Genomic DNA, 21,157 nt, shown 5'->3' with positions numbered 1-21,157 from the left:
ACTGAATGCATCTGCATCAATCTTGACTATTTCATGCAGGCGCATGTAGGCAATCCCTCTCCGGACGCCAAGAACAAGGGAAGGAATACCCCTATGAAGCTTTATTACACCCCCGGTGCCTGCTCCCTCTCCCCCCATATCGCCCTGCTCGAGGCCGGGCTGCCCTACGACCTGGTCAAGGTCGATCTCCGCGCCAAGAAGCTCGAAAACGGCGACGATTTCCTCCAGGTGAACCCCAAGGGCCAGGTGCCGGCGCTGGCGCTGGATACCGGCGAGATGGTCACCGAGGGGCCGATCATCATCCAGATGATCGCCGACAAGGCCGCCGACAAGAAGCTGGCGCCGGCGCGGGACTCCAACGAGCGCTACAAGCTGCTCGAATGGCTGAACTACACCACGACCGAGCTGCACAAGAATCTCGGCCCGCTGTTCTCGCCCGTGCTCGCCGACGACGCCAAGGCCTTCTTCAAGGACCGCGCCATGGGCAAGTTCAAATATGTCGAGAGCCAGCTCGCCGGACGCGACTATTTGATGGGCAACCAGTTCACGGTCGCCGACGGCTACCTCTTCACCATGATCATGTGGGCGCAGGATCGGCTCGGCTTCGACTTCTCCGGCCTGCCGAACGTGACCGCCTACAAGGCCCGCGTCGCGGCGCGCCCGAAGGTGCAGGAGGCGCTGAAGAAGGAAGGCCTGCTCAAGGCGGCCTGAGCTCGCTCACAGCGACCGCGATAGAGCCGGGTCGGCCGATCCGGCTCTTTTTTGTTGTGGGTTCGCCGATCCTCTCTCTCGACACCGGAGGCGGAACGTCTCAATTTAACCTGCATTAAAGCGATTAATACTAAGTCGGTGTAGTTCCGGCTGAGGGCGTGGCCGTCCTTGTTCGCGCGATCCAACTGACCGACTATGACCTGCGGCGCGCCCTCCGCTCCAACTGGTCTAAAAATGTGACGATCGCCTTTACCCTTTTATTGACCAGCACCCTGGTTGGGCTGGCAACCAGTTTGTACTTTCGGGTTTGGACATTGATGCTGGAGTCGCCGCTGGTCGCGGTGCTCGCGGCGATCGTGCTCCAATCCGACGGCTTCTCCTTTGCCACCGGCGCTCCGATCGTCGTCGCCTGTCTCGCGTTCAACCAGTTCGCCTATCTCGCTGGCGCCTTGCTCTCTCCGGAGACTGACGGCTCAATGGCGGAAGAAATTGACGGCCTGCCAGACCGTCGCGGCGAGCACAATATCCGCGGCCAGAACGAGTAGCGCGAGGCCGGCCCATGACGGGCCTTTGCCCCGCAGACGCAGCGGCTTCCGCCACCGCGATGACCGCAAGGAAAACAAGGAATCCTTCGCCGCGATCTCCGCGGCACCTTCCTTGAACGCAGAACTCATCGCACGACACCCTCACGCTGATCGTCGCCCCGGCGATCGACGAGCAAGAGTGATGCCAGCAGCGTGGTGCCAGTGGGGAACGAGCGTGGCGGGACTTTGACGCGCATGACCGTCGCGCAACAGGATCAAGTCGGATCGATGACCGGCTTGATCCTGCGCGAGTTCGCCCCAGAAGTTTACGCCGCCTGCTTCTTCGGCGGGAAGCGGCCGTAGAAGGTTTCGCCCTTGGCGGCCATCTCCTCGAGCAGCTTCGGCGGCGTGAAGCGCGAGCCGTACTTCTTCTCGAAGCTGTGGCAGAGTGCGACGAAGTTCCTGGTGCCCATGAAGTCGATGTAGGACAGCGCGCCGCCGGTGAACGGCGCGAAGCCGAAGCCGAGGATCGAGCCGACATCGGCCTCGCGCACGTCGGTGATGACGTGATCCTCGACGGTGCGCGCGGCCTCCACCGCCTGCACCACCAGGAAGCGCTGCTTCAACTCCTCGACGCTGAGCGTGTCGGGATCGAGCTGCTTGGGCTGCAGATTGGCGAGCCCCGGCCACAGGCTCTTCTGGCCCTTGCCCTTCTCGGGATAGTCGTAGAAGCCCTTGCCGTTCTTGCGGCCGAAGCGGCCCTGCTTCTCGACCATCTCGACCATCAGCTTCTTCTGCGCCTGGTCGATCGCGTTGGGGCCGAGATCGGCCTCGGTCGCCTTGGTGATCTTCAGGCCGAGATCGAGCGCGACCTCGTCCTGCAGCGACAGCGGCCCGACCGGCATGCCGGCCATCTTGGCGGTGTTCTCGATCATCGCCGGCGGCACGCCCTCGAGCAGCATCTCGTTGCCCTCGGAGATGTAACGCATCACGCAGCGGTTGGCGAAGAAGCCACGGGAGTCGTTCACCACGATGGGGGTCTTGCCGATCGCGCGGACATAGTCGAGTGCGGTCGCCAGCGCGACGTCGCCGGTGTTCTTGCCGAGGATGATCTCGACCAGCATCATCTTCTCGACCGGCGAGAAGAAGTGGATGCCGATGAACTTGCCCTGGTCCTTGAACTCCTCGGCCAGCGAATTGATCGGCAGGGTCGAGGTGTTGGAGGCGAAGATCGCGCCCGGCTTCAGCAGCGGCTGGGCCTTGGCATAGGTATCCGCCTTGACCTTGCGATCCTCGAACACCGCCTCGATGACGAGGTCGCAGTCCGAGATCACGTTGTAGTCTGATGTGGCCGAGATCCGCGCCAGGATGGCATCGGCCGCGTCCTGCTTCATCCGTCCCTTGGCGATCAGGCCGTCGACCACGGTCTTGGCGTGGCCCTTGCCCTTGTCGGCGCTTTCCTGGTCGCGATCGACCAGCACGACGTCGATGCCGGCCTGCGCCGAGACATAGCCGACACTGGCGCCCATGAAGCCGGCGCCGATCACGGCGAGCTTCTTGACCTTGGTCGGCGGCACGCCCGCCGGGCGGCGGGCGCCCTTGTTCAGTTCCTGCATCGACAGGAACAGCGACCGGATCATCGCCGCCGCTTCCTTCGAGCGCAGCACCTTGGTGAAGTAGCGCGACTCGACCCGCAGCGCGGCGTCGATCGGAAGCTGCAGGCCCTCATAGACGCAGCTCATGATGGCGCGCGCGGCCGGATAATTGTCGTAGGTCTCGCGGCGATAGATCGCGTTGCCGGCCGGGAACATCTGCATGCCCATCTTGGAGAAGACGGGGCCGCCGGGCAGCTTGAAGCCCTTCTCGTCCCACGGCGCGACCGCCTTGCCGCCGCCCTTGATCCAGTCCTTCGCGGCCTTGATTAGGTCGGCTGCCGGCACCACCGCGTGAATCAGGTTGAGTGCCTTGGCGCGGGTGAGATTGACCGCCTCACCCTTGAGCAGCAATTGCATCGCGTCCGCCGGCTGCACAAGACGCGGCACGCGCTGGGTGCCGCCGGCGCCGGGGAACAGGCCGACCTTGATCTCGGGCAGGCCGAGCCGGGTCTTCGGGTTCTCGGCCGCGACGCGGTAGTGGCAGGCCAGCGTGATCTCGAAGCCGCCGCCGAGCGCAAGGCCGTTGATCGCGGCGACCCACGGCTTGCCCGAGGTCTCGATCGCGCGGAACGACTGCGACATCTGGCGGCTCTGCTCGAACAGCATCTGGTTCGCGGCTTCCTCGCCCTTCTCGTTGAAGAGCTGCGCGTAAGAGTGGTTCATGCCCTCGAGCATCGAGAGGTCGGCGCCGGCGCAGAACGCCTCCTTCGCCGAGGTGATCACGACACCCTTGATCGCAGGATCGCTGGTCGTCTGCTTGATGATCTCGCCGATCTCCTGGGTCGAGATCTCGTCGAACACGTTCATCGAACGATCAGGGATGTCCCAGGTGACGAGCGCAATGCCGTCGGCGTCGACGTCGAACTTGAAATTCTTGTAAGCCATGTTGCTCGCTCCCCTCGCCTCAGACGCGCTCGATAATGGTGGCGGTGCCCATGCCGCCGCCGATGCACAGCGTCACCAGCGCGGTTTCCTTGTTGGTGCGCTCGAGCTCGTCGAGCACGGTGCCGAGGATCATCGCGCCGGTCGCCCCTAACGGATGGCCGAGCGCGATCGCGCCGCCATTGACGTTGATCTTGGCGTTGTCGATGTCGAACGCCTGGATGTAGCGCAGCACCACCGAGGCGAAGGCCTCGTTGAGTTCGAACAGGTCGATGTCCGACTTCTTCATGCCGGAGCGCTCGAACAGCTTTTCGGTGACGTCGACCGGGCCGGTCAGCATCATCGCGGGCTCCGAGCCGATATTGGCGAATGCGCGGATCTTCGCCCGCGGCTTCAACCCGTGCTTGGCGCCCGCCTCCTTGCTGCCGAGCAGCACGGCGCCGGCGCCGTCGACGATGCCGGAGGAATTACCGGCGTGATGCACGTAATTGACCTTCTCGACCTCGGGATGCGACTGGATCGCCACCGCGTCGAAGCCGGCCATCGCCGCCATCGCCGCGAAGGACGGCTGCAGCTGCGCCAGCGACTGCATCGTCGTGGTCGGGCGCATGTGCTCGTCCTTGGCGAGGATGGTCAGGCCGTTGACGTCCTTGACCGGCACCACCGACTTGCCGAAGCGGCCCTCGTCCCAGGCCTTGGCCGCGCGCTGCTGGCTCTGCACCGCGTAAGCGTCGACGTCGTCACGCGAGAAACCGTATTTGGTCGCGATCAAATCGGCCGAGATGCCCTGCGGCATGAAATAGGCCGGCACCGCCATCGAGGGATCCATCGGCCAGGCGCCGCCGGAGGCGCCGATGCCGACGCGGCTCATCGATTCCGCGCCGCCACCGATCACGAGCTCATGCTGGCCGCTCATGATCTGGGCTGCGGCGAAGTTCACGGCATCGAGGCCGGAGGCGCAGAAGCGGCTGATCTGCACGCCCGGCACCTTCTCGCCGAGGCCGGCGTTCAGCGCCGCGAAACGGGCGATGTCGGAGCCGGCCTCGCCGACCGGATCGACCACGCCGAGCACGACGTCGTCGACGGAATCCTCGGGAAGATTGTTGCGCTCCTTGAGCGACTTCAGCGGCACCGTGGCCAGCGCCAGCGCGGTGACCTCGTGCAGCGCGCCGTCGGCCTTGCCGCGGCCGCGCGGGGTACGAACGTGATCGTAGATGTATGCCTCAGGCATGACGCCCTCCTTGATATGAGGAGCATAATATATATGGAAGGACACGCCGCCGCAGCAGTGCGGCGGCAATTTTTCAAGGCTTTCTTGTTTGACGCGTTTTCTTCACGCGAACCGGTCTCCACTTCGCTGGAAAACGCTTCAGAACGCTTCCGCGGCCAATTCCATCGTGGTGGCGCTGCCGCTCTGGATCCGGGCCAGATGTACGGCGGTCTCCGGCAGCAACTTCTCCATGAAGAAGCGGCCGGTCACGAGCTTGGTGTTGAGGTACGGCGTGGTGCCGGCGGCGGCCTTGTCCTGCGCCACCTTGGCCATCTTCGCCCACATGTAGCCGAGCGCGACGAGGCCGAACAATTTCATGTAGTCGGTCGCCGCGGCGCCGGCATTGTCGGGCTTGGCCAGCGCGTTCTGCATCAGCCAGCCGGTGGCCTGCTGCAGATGGCCGAGCGCGGTGGAGAGCGGGGTGATGAACGGCTTCATAGCCTCGTCGGCACCATGCTCCTTGGCGAAAGCGCCGACCTCGCCGAAGAACGCCATCGCGGCACGGCCGCCGTCGCGCGGCAGCTTGCGGCCGACCAGGTCGAGCGCCTGGATGCCGTTGGCGCCTTCATAGATCATCGCGATGCGCGCATCGCGCACGAACTGCTCCATGCCATGCTCGGCGATGTAGCCGTGGCCGCCGAACATCTGCTGCGCCGAGACCGTGTTGGCGAACCCGGTGTCGGTCAGGACGCCCTTCAGCACCGGCGTCATCAGGCCCATGTGATCGTCGGCAGCCTGGCGATCCCCAGCGTCGTTGGAGCGGTGTGCGACGTCGCTCTTCAGCGCGGTCCACACCACCATGGCGCGCGCTGCCTCGTTGAAGGCGCGGATGGTGAGCAGCGTGCGGCGCACGTCGGGATGCACGATGATCGGATCGGCCGGCTTCTCGGGTTCCTTCACGCCGGTCAGCGAGCGGCCCTGCAGGCGCTCGCGGGCATAGGCGACCGCGTTCTGATAGGCGACCTCGGACTGCGCGAGGCCCTGCACGGCGACGCCGAGGCGAGCCTCGTTCATCATCACGAACATGCCCTGCATGCCCTTGTTCTCTTCGCCGATCAGCCAGCCGGTGGCGTTGTCGTAGTTCATCACACAGGTGGAATTGCCGTGGATGCCCATCTTGTGCTCGATCGAACCGCAGCTGACGCCGTTGCGAGCCCCGAGCGAGCCGTCGGCATTGACCAGCACCTTCGGCACCACGAACAGCGAGACGCCCTTGATGCCGGCCGGCGCGCCTTCGATGCGCGCCAGCACCAGATGGATGATGTTCTCAGTGAGGTCGTGCTCGCCGGCGGAGATGAATATCTTGGTGCCCGTGATCTTGAAGCTGCCGTCGGCCTGGCGCACCGCCTTGGTGCGGAGCAGGCCGAGATCGGTGCCGCACTGCGGCTCGGTCAGGTTCATGGTGCCGGTCCACTGGCCGGCGACCATCTTCGGCACATAGGTCTGCTTCTGCTCGGGGGTGCCGTGCACCAGCAGCGCCGCGGTCGCGCCCATGGTCAGCCCGCCATACATCGAGAACGCCATGTTGGCGGAGATCTGGAATTCGTTGACCGCCTGCGAGAGCGTCACCGGCAGGCCCTGGCCGCCGAATTCCGTCGGCGCCGAGAGGCCGAGCCAGCCGCCTTCGGCGACCTGCTTGAAGGCGTCCTTGAAGCCCTTCGGCGTGGCGACGCTGCCGTCGTCATTGCGCTTGCAGCCTTCGAGATCGCCTGTGCGATTGAGCGGCTGCAGCACCTCTTCGCTGAGCTTGGCGGCCTCGCCGAGGATCGCCTCGCGTACATCGGCCGAGGCATCGGTGAAGCCGGGAAGATTGCCGTAGCGGTCGATCTGGAAAACGTCGTTGAGCAGGAAGCTGACGTCTTCGACGGGGGCTTTGTAGGTTGGCATGCTGGTCTCCCGGCTGGCACGTGGCCGCATATGCGACGGACGCTGCGCAGCGTGTCCTTGGGTTGGAGCGGACCTTATCCGGTTCCGGAGGTCCACGGCAGATGCTATCGCGACTGTGATTGCGACGTTGCGCCGCTTTGCTTCATCAACTCCTCGCCCATCATCCGATGCAGCAGGTTGATCGCCTTGAGCGGACGCACCATCACCTTGAAATGCGTGATCCGGCCGTCACCATCGAACGTGATGATGTCGACGCCGTTGAGCTTGATGCCGTCGATCTCGTTCTCGAATTCGAGCACCGCGCCGGTGTCATTGCGCCACTCGCCGAGATACTTGAAGGTCGGGCCGCCGAGCACCTTGGCGGCGCTGGTGAGATATTTGAAGGTGATGTCGCGGCCACGCTGCGGCGTGTGCACGACCGGACTTTCGAACACCGCGTCGGGATGCAGCAGGTCCCACAGAGCGGCGGTGTCGTGGGACTTCATGTAGGCGTACCACTTGTCGAGGCCCGGCTTGCTCATTCGGACGTCTCCTGCGGCGGGGTTAAGAAGCCTGGACATCGGCGCACGCGACAGCGGCACGCCGATCACCATATGCATATTGACGCATATGCACACTAACGCATAAAGTCAAGCGAACTTCAGAATGACCTTTTGGGGAACTGAGATGGAGGTGGGCGTTGGCACTCGGTGACGCAATCCTTGCCTGCCTCACGGAACGTCCGATGACGGGCTATGAGCTCGCCAAGACGTTCGATGCGTCGATCGGCTTCTTCTGGAAGGCCGACCATCAGCAGATCTACCGGGAGCTCTCGCGGCTGCGCGACAAGGGGCACGTCCAGGGCCGCGAGGTGGTGCAGTCCGGCAAGCCCAACAAGCTGGTCTATACCCTGACCGCCGAAGGCCGCGCGGCACTGAAGCACTGGGCAGCGCGCCCGAGCGTGCCGCCCTCGATCAAGGACGACCTTCTGGTCCGGCTCTATGCGCTCGACTGCGTCGACATCGAGCCGCTGCGCAACGACCTGATGGCGCGGCTGGAGCATCATCGCGATCGCTATGAGCGCTACGAGCGCCTGCTCAACAAGCGCTTTCCCGACGGCACCGCGCCGCCGGCCGATGTCGGCAAGATGCTCAGCCTGCGCCTCGGCATGCGCCATGAGCGCATGGTGGTGGAATGGTGCGAGGAGGCGCTCGACGCGCTCTCGGCGATGTCCGGCCGCAGCAACGTGCTGCCGCTCGACGACGGCAAGCGCGAAAGCAACGGCTAGAAACAAATCTCCAACCTCCCCTTGAAAAGGGGAGGTCGCTTTGCTCGCAGAGCAAAGCGAGTGGGGATCCGCTCTCTCCACATACAGCGTCGCCTGCGGCAAACCCCCATCCCGACCTTCCCCCTTTTAGGGGGAAGGAGAAGCTTGGCGGCGACGCAAGTCGCTGTCCTGATCCGGCGCAACAGGTTCCCGGATTCCCTAACTTTAGCGCCCGTCGGCCGCATTCCTTAACCCGTTATTTACCGTGACGGGAAAAAGTCAGCAGCTGAGGCAGACGCCCGGCGCAGAATTCGATTGTCTCTTAACGAGAATGCGCGGGGAGGCTGCGGGCGCAGGGTGTAGCGCCGGAAGTCGGGACCGGACGGAATCATGAATTCGCGCGTATCGTGGAGTGTTGACGGCATCGATCCCTCCGTCCGCGACAGGGCCGAGGCGGCTGCGCGCCGCGCCGGCATGTCGTTGAACGACTGGCTCAACTCCACCGTCGGTGAACCGAGCCCGCCGGATTGGCGCATGGAGCAACGGCAGCCGATGCCGAGCCGGGAAAGCCGCGAGGTCGCCGATATCCACCAGCGGCTCGACGCCATCACCCGGCAGATCGAACAGATTGCAAAGCCTCTGACGCGCGCCGAAGCGGTGCGCGCCGAAGTGCCGCGCGGCCAGCCCGCCGTCGCGCGACAGCTGAACGACGCGATTTCGCGCCTCGATGCCCGGCTGTCGCAAATTTCGCGGCCGCAGCCGGCGCGCGAGCCGCAGCCACAGCCGATGCGTGAGTCGCAGATGCAGCGCGAGCCGCAGATGCATGACCGGCAAGTGGAGGAGAGGCTGCGCCAAGCGGAGGCGGTCGAGCGCGCCGCAGCCCAGGTCTATCGCCCCTCGCCGCCACTGAGCCCGGCCTCGTTCGATTTCGCGATCGCGGAGATCACCGCGCGCCAGAACGAGCTCGACGTATCAGCGCAACGCCAGATGCCGCCGCGCGGCGCGCCGCCGATGCCGCAATCGGCGCCGCCGATGGCCGCCTATGCGCCACCGCCGCCTGCCGGGCCCGACTTCTCCTCGCTCGAGCGTCAGCTGCTCAAGATCACGAGCCAGATCGAGGCGCTGCAGCGGCCCGACCATATTGAACAGTCGATCGCGGCCTTCCGCGGCGAGCTTGCGGAAATCCGCCAGGCGATCACCGAGGCGATGCCGCGCCGGGCGATCGAGTCGATCGAGAACGAGATCCGCTCGCTGCATCACCGGATCGACGAGCTCCGCCAGGAGGGCCGCAACGGCCAGGGCCAGGCGATCGCCGGCATCGAACGCGCGCTGTCGGAGATCCGCGAGTCGCTGCGCACGCTCACGCCCGCCGAGCAGCTCACCGGCTACGACGAGGCAATCCGCAATCTCGGCGCCAAGCTCGACATGATCCTGCGCGCCAACGACGATCCGTCGACGGTGCATCAGCTCGAGAGCGCGATCGCCGCGCTGCGCGCCATCGTCTCCAACGTCGCCTCCAACGACGCGCTGCTGCAGCTCTCCGGGGACGTGCATGCGCTGGCCGCGAAGGTCGACCAGCTGTCGCAGATGTCGCGCGCCGAGACCCATGGCGATGCCTTCGCCGGGATCGAGCAGCGCATTGCCGCATTGGCCTCGACGCTGGAGACCCGCGAGCGGCCGGCTGGCTACGACAACACCGATGCCATCGAAGGCGCCCTGCGCTCGCTGTCGGAGCGGATCGACCGTCTGCAGGTCGGCAACGACAGTTCGTCGGCATTCACCCATCTCGAGCAGCGCGTCTCGTATCTGCTCGAGCGCCTGGAGTCCGCCGACCAGCGCTCCGGCAATCTCGGCCGGGTCGAGGAAGCGCTGCATGACATCATGCGCCACCTCGAGGCGCAGCACGCCCACATCGCCTCGCTCGCCGACGCCGCCCGCAACGTCAACACCTCCTCGACGCAGCCGATGATGGACAGCGGCATCGTCGACATGGTGAAGCGCGAGCTGTCCGACATCCGCTTCAGCCAGTCGGAGACCGACCGCCGCACCCAGGATTCGCTGGAGACCGTTCACAACACGCTCGGCCATGTCGTCGATCGTCTCGCGATGATCGAGAACGATCTGCGTACGGTGCGCACCGCTCCGCCTGCTCCCGCGCCGGCTGAACCGCGGATGGAAGCTCCGCGGATGGAGATGCCGCGCGCGGCGATGTCGCAGCCGGTCGCGCAGCCCAAAGCTGAAGCGTACAAGCCTGAATCGTACAGGCCCGAATTGCCCAATCCTGCGCTGGCGCAGGAGCACTTCATGTCCGCGCCGCGCGAATTCCATGCCGCGCAGCCGGTCGAGAGCGCGCCGTCGCCGCTGCCGCCGCGCGCGATCAGCGAGATCCTCGAGCCGCATGCGGCGTCCGCACGCGCCGCGATCGCGCCGGACCTGCCACCGGATCATCCGCTCGAACCGGGCACACGCCCCTCCGGCCGCGTCGCTTCGCCGTCGGAGCGGATCGCGGATTCCGAGCGCGCGATCTCTGATCTTCCCGCCGGCAAGAAGGAGCCGGTCTCGACATCGAGCTTCATCGCCGCCGCACGCCGCGCCGCGCAGGCCGCTGCCGCGCAACCCGTCAACGAGAAGGCGGCGCGCGCCGCGAGCAAGGCTGCAGCCAAGGCCAAGGAGAAGGCCGACAAGGCCGCGAAGGCGGCTGCCGCCAAGGCCGGCACGGCCGCGGCCGGCGCGACGGCGACTGGCGCGCCGGAGGCGCAGCCTTCGACCATCACCTCCAAGATCCGTTCGCTGCTGGTCGGCGCGAGCGTGGTCGTGATCCTGCTCTCGACCGCCAAGATGGCGATGAACCTGCTCGACACCAGCTCCGCGCCGCAGGTGCCGACGATCGAGCACAGCGAGCCGGCCACGCCGCCCATGCAGCCGCCTGCCGAGAATTCCTTCGCGCCCGCCCCGGCTGCGCCGTCCGGCGGACCCGGACCGTCAGTGCCCGGGCCGTCGATGACCTCGCCGACCCCGCTCGGCCGCCAGTCCAACAATACTCCGGCGCCGAACACGCTCGACAGCGCGCAGGTGACGATCCCACCGGCAATCGCGCCCGCACCCGCCGCCGCGCCTGAGCCGACCGCGGCGCCAACAGCCGCCGCCAACGACGTCACCGGCACGATTCCGACCGCGCCGCCGCTCGGCGGCAAGCTCGCCATGGTCCAGATCCCGGCGGGCGAGAAGCTGCCCGATGCGATCGGTGGTCCGGCGCTGCGCAGCGCCGCGATCAAGGGCGATGCGGCCGCGGCCTATGAAGTCGGCGTCCGCTTTGCCGAGGGCAAGGGCGTGACCACCAATGTCGACGAAGCCGCCAAATGGTATGCCCGCGCAGCGCAGGCCGGCGTGGTGCCCGCGATGTTCCGGCTCGGCACCTTCTACGAGAAGGGCCTCAGCGTGAAGCGCGACTTCGATGTGGCACGACGCTACTACGTGCAGGCCGCCGAGCGCGGCAACGCCAAGGCGATGCACAATCTCGCCGTGCTCGACGCCGATGGCGGCGGCAAGGGCGCCGACTACAAGAGCGCCGCGCAATGGTTCCGCAAGGCGGCCGATCGCGGCGTTGCCGACAGCCAGGTCAATCTCGGCATCCTCTATGCCCGCGGCATCGGTGTCGAACAGAACCTCGCCGAGTCCTTCAAGTGGTTCAGCCTCGCGGCCGCGCAGGGCGACGCCGACGCCGGCCACAAGCGCGACGATATTGCCAAGCGGCTCGACCCGCAGTCGCTGGCCGCAGCGAAGCTGGCGATCCAGACCTTCACCGCCGAGCCGCAGCCGAGCGATGCGGTCAACGTGCCGGCGCCCGCCGGCGGCTGGGACGGCGCGGCCGCGCAGCCCGCCGCGGCGAAGCCGGTCAAGCAGCCCTCGAAGCGGACCGCGGCGCTCGCCGCTCCAGCTCACTAGGTTCGAGACGGCTGCGGCGGCGCCGCTGTCCTATACCTCAGGCCTTCGGCCGTGTAGACAGGCGCGCAGTTCCGCGCCGTCGGGGCGCGCGTTCCGGAGGGTCAGGCTTGTCTGTCCACGATCGCCAGGATGATGGAACGGGCCACCGTTCGTCGCCGACCGGTCCCCGCGTTGCGCCGCCGCGGCAGGCGCCGTCTCCATTCGCTCCGCGCCCTTCGGCCTCGCCTCCGCCGACGCCGCAAGGGAACGTGGCATCGCCGCCCCGCGCGTTCCGGTTCTCGCTCTGGTCCATCATCATCTTCGTGCTGCTGCTGTCGAGCGTCGCCATCCAGGCTTACCGGGACCTGTCGACGCCGGGCGCCTGGGACTTCTGGCGCGAGACCTACATCGCAGCCAGCATGACGTCCGCGGTGATTCCCGACGTCGACATCGACGGATCGGGCCGCGGCCGGCGGGCGCTTGCGATCAGCGGCAAGATCGGCTCGGCCAGCGCGAGCTGGTTCCGCGACCGGCTCAGCGAGGCGCGTCTCGCACCGGGCGACGTCGTGCTGCTGTCGTCGCCGGGCGGCGCGCTGAACCAGGCCGCGATCATGGGCGAGGTCATCCGCACGCGCGGGCTCGTCACCGCGGTCGCCACATCAGATGCCTCGGGCAAGCTACGCCCCGCGTCCTGCGCCAGCGCTTGCGTCCTGGTCTATGCCGGCGGCCAGACCCGCTATGGCATCGCGGGCTCGCGGCTCGGCGTGCATCGCTTCACGACGAGCACGCCCGTCAGCGATCCCCTCGCCGAGGCCCAACGCATCCAGGGCATGGTGCTGGGCTACGTGACCAAGATGGGCGTCTCTTCCGGGATCGTCGAGGCGATGTCGCAAACCTCCGATATCCGCTGGCTGAACCCGAAAGAAGCGCTCGCGCTGAACCTGATCACCAAGCCGGTCGATCGGCCGTGAGGCGACACAGGCGTCATTAATCTGAATTATCAACCACGTCCGCAGACGGCGGCCAGGTGCGGCGAAAAATGCCCCCGGGAGCGGATTCTTTAGTCCCTCCCCCCGCCGATTTCAGTTATGCAAGAACGCGGCAATCGACCCGCGTTCGCCTGCGTCTTGCGCGCCGACCGGATTCGTTCAGCCGGAGAATGCCCGACCAGAACGACATCACGCCGTGATGCGGCCTTGTGCTGCCGAACTCGCGGCGAACCGACAAGAAGCGACGCGCGTGCAGCTCTACCTCCCGATCGCCGACATTCCGGTCAATGTCTTCCTCATCCTGGCGATGGGCGCGGCGGTTGGATTCGTCTCCGGCATGTTCGGCATCGGCGGCGGCTTCCTGATGACGCCGCTGCTGATCTTCGTCGGCATCGCGCCCGCGGTCGCGGTTGCCTCCGTCGCCAGCCATATCGCGGCCTCCTCGTTCTCCGGCGCCATTTCCTATTGGCGCAGACGCGCGATCGATCCGCTGCTGGCGGCGGTGCTGCTGGTCGGAGGCACGCTCGGCACCACGTTCGGGGTGTGGACCTTCACCTTCCTGCGCTCGCTCGGCCAGCTCGACCTGATGATTGCGCTGTCCTACGTCATCCTGCTGACGACGGTCGGCGGGCTGATGTTCTGGGAAGGTTTGCGCGCGATGCTGCGCGTCCGCCGCGGCGGTCCGATCGCGCTGCGCAAGCCCGGCAGCCATGGCTGGATCCACGGCCTGCCCCTGAAGCTGCGCTTCAAGCGCTCCAAGATCTATCTCTCCGTCATCCCGGTCGTCGTGGTCGGACTCGCGATCGGCTTCATCGGCGCGGTGATGGGAATCGGCGGCGGCTTCATCCTGGTGCCACTGATGATCTATGTGCTGCGGGTGCCGACCTCGACCGTGATCGGCACCTCGATGGTGCTCACCCTCGTCACCATGGTGTTCGCAACCATGCTGCACGCGGTGACCAACCATCTGGTCGACGCCGTGCTGGCGCTGATCCTGATGGTCGGCGGCGTCACCGGCGCGCAGTTCGGCGCCCGCGCCGGGCAGAAGATCCGCGGCGAGCATCTGCGCCTGCTGCTCGGCCTGCTCGTGCTCGCGGTCGGCATCCGCTTTGCGGTGGAGCTGGTGATCCGGCCGCAGGACCTCTACAGCATCCGCGAAACCGGCGGAGCCCCGCCATGAGGCTGCGTGCGGCGCTCGCGGTCATCGGTCTCGCCGCCGCCAGCCTGGCGGCCGCGCCCGCTCATGCCGAGCGGCTGATCGTGTCGGTCTCCAACCACCGCGTCACGGTGACGCCGAACTATTCCGGCGGCGAACTCGTGCTGTTCGGCTCGGTCGAGAAGGACGACAAAACGCCGGCCAATCGCAACAATTACGATCTCGTCGTCACGGTGTCCGGCCCGCGCGCCGACATGGTGACGCGGCGCAAGGAGCGCAAGTTCGGCATCTGGATCAACACCGACTCGCGCCAGTTCCTGCAGGTGCCGGGCTATCTCGCGCTGTTCTCGAATCGCCCGTTCGACCAGATCGCCTCGCCCGAGGTGCAGCGTCGGCAGCAGCTCGGGCTCAACAACGTGCTGCTGATGCAGCGGGTCGGGCCCGACTATGCCGACGTGGTGCCGAACGACCCGTTCCGCAGCGCCTTCGTGCGGCTGCGCTCCGAGCACGGGCTGTACCGTGAGGCGACCTCGGCGGTGACCTTCCTGACCCCGACCCTGTTCCGCACCGGCATTCCGCTGCCGGCGGAGGTGCCGATCGGCACCTATAATGTCGAGATCAAGCTGTTTTCCGACGGCGCGCTGGTGACCAAGGCCGAGACCGCGTTCGAGATCGTCAAGGTCGGCTTCGAGCAATTCGTCGCCACCACCGCGCGGCATAACGGCCTTGTCTACGGCCTGATCACCGCGTTCATGGCGCTGATGACCGGCTGGATGGCCTCGATCGTGTTCCGCAAGGATTGATTTAGCCAGCCCTGCTTTGCAATGCGCTTTCGAACGCGTCGCTGAGGATCGAGAGGCCAAGATCGATCTCGTCGTCGCTGATCGTCAGCGGCGGTGCAATGCGGAATACGCTGCCCATGCCGGGCAACTGAACGATGTTGGTGCTCAGTCCAAGCTGCATGCAGCGCTGAGAGACACGCGTTCCGAGCGCTTCGTCAGGCTCCTTGCTGTAACGGTCGCGCACGATCTCGATGCCCTGCATCAGCCCCCTGCCGCGCACGTCACCGATGCATTCGAACCGGTTCTGAAGTGCGAGGAGCCCGTCCCTGAGCCGCGCGCCCGCTATCCTGGCGCGCTCGACCAATCTGTCGCGAAGGATGATCTCGATGACCTTCAGCCCGACCGCGGCCGGCATCGGGTCCGACACATGCGTCGTGTAGAACAGGAAACCGCGTTCGTGACACCGCTCTTCGATCTCGGCGGTGGTGATGACCGCAGCCAGAGGCAGCCCGGCACCGAGCGTCTTCGACAAGGTCAGGATATCAGGCACGACGCCGTCGCGCTCGAAAGCGAACATGGCGCCGGTTCTGCCGAGGCCGGTCTGCGCCTCGTCGATGATCAGCAGCATGCCGCGTGCCCGGCACAGCTCCTTCAACTCAGCAAGGTAGCCTTCAGGCAGATCGATCAGCCCGCCGGAGCTGAGGATCGGCTCGGCGATCATGCAGGCAAGCGAGCCGGTCGATTGGCGATCGATCAGATCGAAGGCGTAGGCCAGCTCGGCCCGCCAGTCGGCCGCGTTGCCGAAGCGCGGGCGATAGGGGTTCGGCGTCGGGATCGCGAGCGAGCCGACCGGCGCCGGGCCATAGCCCTTGCGGCCGGCCGAATAGGTCGTTCCGGCCGCGCCAGACGTCATTCCGTGCCAGGACTGTGCGAACGCGACGGTCTCGAAGCCGCCGGTGGCGAGCTTGGCCATCTTGATCGCAGCTTCATTCGACTCGCCGCCGGTGCTCAGCAGCATGACGCGATCAAGCCCCGGCGGCAGCAGGCCCGCGAGCTGCTCGGCCAGCGCGACGACCGGGCGCGTCAGCATGCCGCTGAAGAGATGGTCGAGCCGTTCGGCATGCTCGCTGATGGTCTGGACGATCTCCGGGTGACCGTGACCGAGCACGGCGCTCATCTGCCCGGACGTGAAATCCAGGATGGCCCGGCCGTCGGCGTCATAGACGAAGGACCCGGAGGCACGCTCGATGATCACGGGAGCGAACGTCCCGCCATAGCGAATGAGGTGCCGCCGCGCGCGATCCCAAAAGGATTTGTCGTCATTTCCGGCCATGCCCGCTCCTTGCTGCTCGGTTGCAGCGATCAAAGAACCCTCGCACCACATCTTATGCGCGCGCGAGGGCAATGACATTGCGATTTGAGATGCATTTCAGCCCTTCTTCTGCAAACAATTGCGCAAAAGATGGAGAATGCGAAAGAAATGGGAACCGCGATCGTGATTGACGAGATCGACCGAAAAATCCTCGACGTGCTGCAGGTCGAGGGGCGGATCACGAATCTCGAGCTGGCCGAGCGGATCGGCCTCTCGTCCGCCCCCTGCATGCGACGCGTTCGCACGCTCGAAGAGGCCGGCGTCATCAATTCCTATGTGGCGCTGGTGGACCCGACGCGGGTTGGACTCGGATTCGACGTGATCGTCGAGGTCCGTCTCAAGCAACAGAACAGGGAATCCTTCACGCGCTTCGAGCGGAAGGTGATCGACCTTCCGGAGGTCGTCGAATGTTGCATGATTGCCGGCGATTGGGATTACTCGCTACGAATCGTGTCCTCGGACCTTGCGCGCTACCAATCGTTCATCCTCGACCGCCTTATGCATCCGGATAGCGACGTCGCGAGCTACCGCACGACGATCATCCTGCGAAAGGTCAAATCGACGACCAAGATCGATAGCTCGCTGTTCGGCGAGGGTTGAGGAGTTCGAACAAGCTACAGCAGGAAGCCGATCCCCATCGCGATCACGCTGAGCGCCATCGCGCCGGTCGAGAGCCAGCCGAGCCGGTACAGCCATCCGCGGACCACAAAGCGGTCCATGACGTCCCGGCGGCGGGCCATGAACATCAGCAGCACCATCACGGGCACCGCGAGCACGCCGTTGACGACCGCACTCCAGTACAACGCCGCGATCGGATCGATCGGCGTGAAGTTGAGCGCGATGCCGATGCCGCCCGACAGCGCCAGCACCGAATAGAACGCGATCGCCTCCTTCGGCCTGCGCGTCAGCCCGACCCGCCATCGCCGGCCCTCGCCGACCGCATAAGCCGTCGCACCCGCGAGCACCGGAATCGCCAGAAGGCCGGTGCCGACGATGCCGAGCGCGAAGATCACCTCGGCAAACGGCCCGGCGATCGGGCGCAGCGCCTCGGCGGCCTGCGCCGAGGTCTGGATGTCGGTCTTGCCGGTGGCGTGCAGCGATGCGGCGGCGGTGACGATGATCGACAATGCGATCAGGTTCGAAAACGCCATGCCGGTGATGGTATCGGCGCGGATGCGCGAGAATTCGTGCTGGGCGCCGTAATGCCGTTCGATCAGCGGATGCTTGGTGGCGTCGACCCGCTGCTCCTCCGCCTCCTGCGAGGCCTGCCAGAAAAACAGATAGGGCGAGATCGTGGTGCCGAGGATCGCAACGATGGTCGTGAAATAGTCGGCGCTCCAGCTGATGCGCGGCAGCAGCACGCCGGCCAGGGCCTCCATCCACGACACCTTGGCAAAGGCGAGCGCCGCGACATAGGCGAACAGGCTGAGCGTCAGCCATTTCAGGATCGTGACGTAGCGCCGGTAGTTCATGAAGATCTGCGCGGCCACCGAGGTCACGCCGAACAGCACCACATAGAGAATGGCCGGACCGCCGATCAGAAGCTTTGTGGCATCGGCCATGGCCGAGAGGTCGGCCGCGATGTTGATGGTGTTGGCAATCGACAGCAGCGCCACCACGACGGCGAGCAGCCAGCCCGGATAATGCCGGCATACATTGCCCGCGATGCCATGCCCGGTGACACGGCCGACCCGCGCCGAGATCTCCTGGATCGCGCTCATCAGCGGAAACGTCAGCAGCATGGTCCAGCCAATGCCGTAGCCGAGTTGCGCGCCGGCCTGGCTGTAGGTGCCGATCCCCGAAGGGTCGTCGTCGGAAGCGCCGGTGATCAGCCCGGGTCCGAGCGTCTTCAGGACACGGCTGAAACTGAACGGCTGGCGCCGGGGCTTCGCCGCCGGCGCATCGTCATGTTTGTCGTGTGGTGGGATCGTCCCTTGCCGCGTCATGTCCGGTTCCAGCCGTCTGACAACGAGCCGGATACCGGCAAGGTTCCTGAGGCGAACCTACGGCTCGATGACCGTGGCGACGCCGGGCTCGAGGATGCGCAGACGGCGGCCGAAGCCGAGCGTATCGAAGCTCGCGCGCAGGTCGCTCGCGCTCTGCCGGAAATGCGCCCAGCCGTCGGTATGAACCGGCACGATCACCGCGTCCGCAAAGGCGTGCGCGGTTTCGATCGCGTCATTGGTGTCCATGGTGAGATGGAAGGGGCCGCGGGTTTGCGCCGCGCCTGCGAACGGCAGCACCACGCCGCAGTCGAGGCGCCGCGCGACCTCGGCGACGCCGTCGAACCAGGTGGTGTCGCCGCTGACATAGACCGGACGGCCGGACTTCGCCGGCTCGACCACGAAACCGATGACGTCGCCGGATAATGGCTCGATCCCCGCCGGCCCGTGCCGCGCCGGCGTCGCAGTGATGGTGAGCGTCCTGCCGCCTTTCGTCAGTGTGGTCCTGGCCCAGGGCGCAAAGCCCTCGGCGTTGCCGCCGAGCCGCTTGGCGCCGGCCTCCGTCGTCAGCACGCGCTTCGCCTCTTTAAGGAAATCCCGGCCGGTATGGTCGAGATTGTCGGAATGCTGGTCGTGGCTCAGCAGCACCGCATCGATCGCGCCGACATCGCGCACGCCGAGCGCGGGACCCGTCAGCTTCTCCAGTTTCACATGCGGCAATTGATACTCGCCGGGCGGATCGAAGGTCGGATCGGTGAGCAGGCGGAACCCGTCGATCTCGATCAGGGCGGTGGGGCCTCCGATCAGCGTGATGGTGATGCTCACGTCATACTCCTGTTGGCCGCGGCGGCTGCGGGGCGGGTCACCAGGTAAATGCCGAGCGCCACCGGAACGATCCCGAGCAGGTCGCGAAATTCGACATGCTCGCCGAGCACGAAATAGGCGAACAGCATGCCGAGCGGCGGCATCAGGAAGTGATAGGCGCTTGCGGCGGTCGCACCACACACTTTCAGGAGATGAAACCAGAGCAGATAGGCGAGGATCGAGCCGCCGAGTACGAGGAAGGCGAAGGCGCCGGCAAGCCGCATGCTGGGCACGATGTCGCTGACGCTGGAGAGCGTGAAGGCAAACGGCATCACCGCAAGGCCGCCGGCCATGTTCTGGATGCCGTTGCCGATCCACAGGCTGCCCTTCGGTGCCAGCAGCTTGAACAGCACGGTGCCGGCGACGATCGAGGCGAGCGAGGCCAGCGTGAACAGGATGCCATGCGGGCTGTCCGATCCGACCGACATGCGATGCCAGACGATGAAGGCGACGCCGACGATGCCGAGCACGAGACCAATCACCTTGCGCAAGGTCATGCTCTCGCCGAGGAACAGCGCCGCCAGCATGGCGGTGAACACCGGATTGGCCGAGACGATCAGCGCGCCAAGCCCGGCCGAGACCGTCTTCAGGCCGGTATAGCCGAGGCCGAGATAGAGCGCGTTGTTGGCGACGCCGAGCACGGCAAATACCGCCGCATCGCGCCAGGTGAGATCCCATTGGTCGCGGCGCAGCCAGGAGATGGCGAGGATCAGAACCCCGGCGAGCGAAAACCGCGCGGCCAGCAGGATCAGCGGCGGGCAATCGGTGACGCCGATCTTGCCGGCGACGAAGGCGTAGCTCCAGAGCAGGCAGAACAGGGCAATCAGCAGCGGCAGGGTGTTGAAGCGGGCGCGGGGGGCGGCCATCGAGGTTGCGGCGGACATGGGCGAATTCTCCTTCGGCCATGATCTAGGCCCGCGCCTTCATATTTGGAAATTAAATGATAAACTGGCATGCAGTGGATTTATAAATGGAGACTGCGATGCTCGACCTGGAGCTGTTGCGCAGTTTCGTCTCGGTGGTCGATGCCGGCGGCTTCACCCGCGCCGGAGAGCGCGTCCACCGCACGCAGTCGACGGTGAGCCAGCAGATCAAGCGCCTGGAGGAGGATGTCGGCCAGCCGCTGTTGATCCGCAGCGGCAAGGACGTCACCCCGACGGAAGCCGGCGAGCGGCTGTTGACCTATGCGCGGCGGCTATTGTCGCTCGCCGAAGAGGCCCGTGACGTGCTCTCGCGCCCCGGCAGCGAAGGCGCGATCCGGATCGGCATCACCGAGGATTTTGCCGCCTACCGGCTGACAAAGCTGCTCGCCACCTTCGCGCGCAGCCATCCGAATCTGCGGCTCGATGTGCGCTCCGGGCAGAGCCTGTTCCTGTACCGCGATCTCGAACGCGGCGATCTCGATCTGGCGCTGATCAAGCGCGCCGCCAATGAGAAGGGCGGCATCGCGGTCTGGCCTGAACGGGTGCACTGGGTCACCAGCAAGGGCCACCCGCGCGATACGACGGCCGGCTCGGTTCCGCTGATCGGTTTCGCCTCGGGCTGTCTCTACCGCGCCCGCGCCATCCATGCGCTGGAGAGCGCCGGCCGCAACTGGCACATGGCCTACACCTCCTCCAGCCTCGCCGGCATCCAGGCCGCGGTCGCCGCGGGCCTCGGGCTCAGCATTTTGTCTGAGATGTCGATCCAGCCCGAGCATCGCGTGCTGACCGCAAAGGACGGCTTTGCGCCGATCGACCGCACCGAGGTCGCCCTCGTCGCCGCCCCCGAGGCCAGCCCGGCGACATTGCGGCTGGCGGATCGGCTCGCGGAGTATTGCGAGAGCGTGCAGGCGAAGGCGGCTTAGGCGAGGTCGCGCAACAATCTCTGCTGTCGTCCCTGCGAAATCAGGGACCCATAACCACAGGGCTGTGTTGCTGAAGCAAGCTGTGGCCCAATCGTCGCACAACAAC

The 21,157-nt window shown here is 66.0% G+C and carries 17 protein-coding genes; 9 read left to right on the top strand and 8 right to left on the bottom strand.

What is annotated here, in order from left to right:
* The first annotated feature begins 93 nt into the window (after positions 1-93).
* Positions 94-711, top strand: coding sequence for a glutathione transferase GstA (gene gstA, locus ACVI1L_RS17165; protein WP_456783349.1), 618 nt, complete (start codon positions 94-96; stop codon positions 709-711).
* 158 nt (positions 712-869) lie between these two features.
* On the top strand, positions 870-1,256 hold the full coding sequence (locus tag ACVI1L_RS17160; protein WP_229191373.1) for a hypothetical protein: 387 nt from the start codon (positions 870-872) through the stop codon (positions 1,254-1,256).
* A 305-nt stretch (positions 1,257-1,561) separates the two neighbouring features.
* Here ACVI1L_RS17160 and ACVI1L_RS17155 read toward each other — a convergent pair whose 3' ends face one another.
* The 4 genes from ACVI1L_RS17155 to ACVI1L_RS17140 form a co-directional block, all read right to left on the bottom strand.
* Complete coding sequence (locus ACVI1L_RS17155) at positions 1,562-3,775, bottom strand: 3-hydroxyacyl-CoA dehydrogenase NAD-binding domain-containing protein (RefSeq protein WP_456783348.1); 2,214 nt, start codon at positions 3,773-3,775, stop codon at positions 1,562-1,564.
* 19 nt (positions 3,776-3,794) lie between these two features.
* The gene (locus ACVI1L_RS17150) at positions 3,795-5,003 is read right to left on the bottom strand and encodes an acetyl-CoA C-acetyltransferase (protein ID WP_283065077.1); all 1,209 of its coding nucleotides are present in this window, start codon (positions 5,001-5,003) and stop codon (positions 3,795-3,797) included.
* Positions 5,004-5,141: 138 nt separating this feature from the next.
* Complete coding sequence (locus ACVI1L_RS17145) at positions 5,142-6,929, bottom strand: acyl-CoA dehydrogenase C-terminal domain-containing protein (protein WP_057016064.1); 1,788 nt, start codon at positions 6,927-6,929, stop codon at positions 5,142-5,144.
* Between the two features lie 104 nt (positions 6,930-7,033).
* A complete protein-coding gene (locus ACVI1L_RS17140) occupies positions 7,034-7,450 on the bottom strand; it encodes a nuclear transport factor 2 family protein (RefSeq protein ID WP_229191371.1) in 417 nt (138 codons plus the stop codon).
* Between the two features lie 158 nt (positions 7,451-7,608).
* Here ACVI1L_RS17140 and ACVI1L_RS17135 point away from each other — a divergent pair, with 158 nt between their 5' ends.
* The 5 genes from ACVI1L_RS17135 (at position 7,609) to ACVI1L_RS17115 (ending at position 15,047) form a co-directional block, all read left to right on the top strand.
* Positions 7,609-8,196: a PadR family transcriptional regulator gene (locus ACVI1L_RS17135; protein ID WP_057016062.1), complete on the top strand. Its 588-nt coding sequence runs from the start codon at positions 7,609-7,611 to the stop codon at positions 8,194-8,196.
* A 369-nt stretch (positions 8,197-8,565) separates the two neighbouring features.
* The gene (locus tag ACVI1L_RS17130) at positions 8,566-12,120 is read left to right on the top strand and encodes a hypothetical protein (protein ID WP_456783347.1); all 3,555 of its coding nucleotides are present in this window, start codon (positions 8,566-8,568) and stop codon (positions 12,118-12,120) included.
* A 107-nt stretch (positions 12,121-12,227) separates the two neighbouring features.
* A complete protein-coding gene (locus tag ACVI1L_RS17125; protein WP_456783346.1) occupies positions 12,228-13,070 on the top strand; it encodes a hypothetical protein in 843 nt (280 codons plus the stop codon).
* Between the two features lie 268 nt (positions 13,071-13,338).
* Positions 13,339-14,268: a sulfite exporter TauE/SafE family protein gene (locus tag ACVI1L_RS17120; RefSeq protein WP_076832838.1), complete on the top strand. Its 930-nt coding sequence runs from the start codon at positions 13,339-13,341 to the stop codon at positions 14,266-14,268.
* Entirely contained in the window at positions 14,265-15,047 is a 783-nt protein-coding gene (locus ACVI1L_RS17115) for a TIGR02186 family protein (protein WP_057016060.1), read from the top strand. Before ACVI1L_RS17120 ends, ACVI1L_RS17115 begins: the two co-directional genes overlap by 4 nt.
* 1 nt (position 15,048) lies before the next feature.
* Here ACVI1L_RS17115 and ACVI1L_RS17110 read toward each other — a convergent pair whose 3' ends face one another.
* Positions 15,049-16,359: an aspartate aminotransferase family protein gene (locus ACVI1L_RS17110; protein WP_168858470.1), complete on the bottom strand. Its 1,311-nt coding sequence runs from the start codon at positions 16,357-16,359 to the stop codon at positions 15,049-15,051.
* Positions 16,360-16,506: 147 nt separating this feature from the next.
* Between ACVI1L_RS17110 and ACVI1L_RS17105 the strand changes: the two genes are divergently transcribed.
* Entirely contained in the window at positions 16,507-16,998 is a 492-nt protein-coding gene (locus ACVI1L_RS17105; protein WP_168858469.1) for an Lrp/AsnC family transcriptional regulator, read from the top strand.
* A 14-nt stretch (positions 16,999-17,012) separates the two neighbouring features.
* Here ACVI1L_RS17105 and ACVI1L_RS17100 read toward each other — a convergent pair whose 3' ends face one another.
* Genes ACVI1L_RS17100 through ACVI1L_RS17090 form a run of 3 tightly spaced genes read right to left on the bottom strand, consistent with a single transcriptional unit; the run spans position 17,013 to position 20,089 of the window.
* Positions 17,013-18,344, bottom strand: coding sequence for an NRAMP family divalent metal transporter (locus tag ACVI1L_RS17100; RefSeq protein WP_253625078.1), 1,332 nt, complete (start codon positions 18,342-18,344; stop codon positions 17,013-17,015).
* Between the two features lie 57 nt (positions 18,345-18,401).
* Positions 18,402-19,166: an MBL fold metallo-hydrolase gene (locus tag ACVI1L_RS17095; protein WP_456783345.1), complete on the bottom strand. Its 765-nt coding sequence runs from the start codon at positions 19,164-19,166 to the stop codon at positions 18,402-18,404.
* Positions 19,163-20,089 carry a DMT family transporter gene (locus tag ACVI1L_RS17090; protein WP_057016056.1) on the bottom strand — a complete coding sequence of 309 codons (927 nt, stop codon included), beginning with the start codon at positions 20,087-20,089 and terminating at the stop codon, positions 19,163-19,165. The genes ACVI1L_RS17095 and ACVI1L_RS17090 overlap by 4 nt, the downstream gene beginning before the upstream one ends.
* A gap of 98 nt (positions 20,090-20,187) precedes the next feature.
* Between ACVI1L_RS17090 and ACVI1L_RS17085 the strand changes: the two genes are divergently transcribed.
* Complete coding sequence (locus ACVI1L_RS17085) at positions 20,188-21,051, top strand: LysR family transcriptional regulator (protein ID WP_076832845.1); 864 nt, start codon at positions 20,188-20,190, stop codon at positions 21,049-21,051.
* Positions 21,052-21,157: the final 106 nt, after the last annotated feature.

This window comes from Bradyrhizobium sp. USDA 4516 (genome assembly GCF_054055915.1).
Note: the sequence above shows the minus strand (reverse complement) of the source record. Positions and strands in the feature narration are given on the sequence as shown.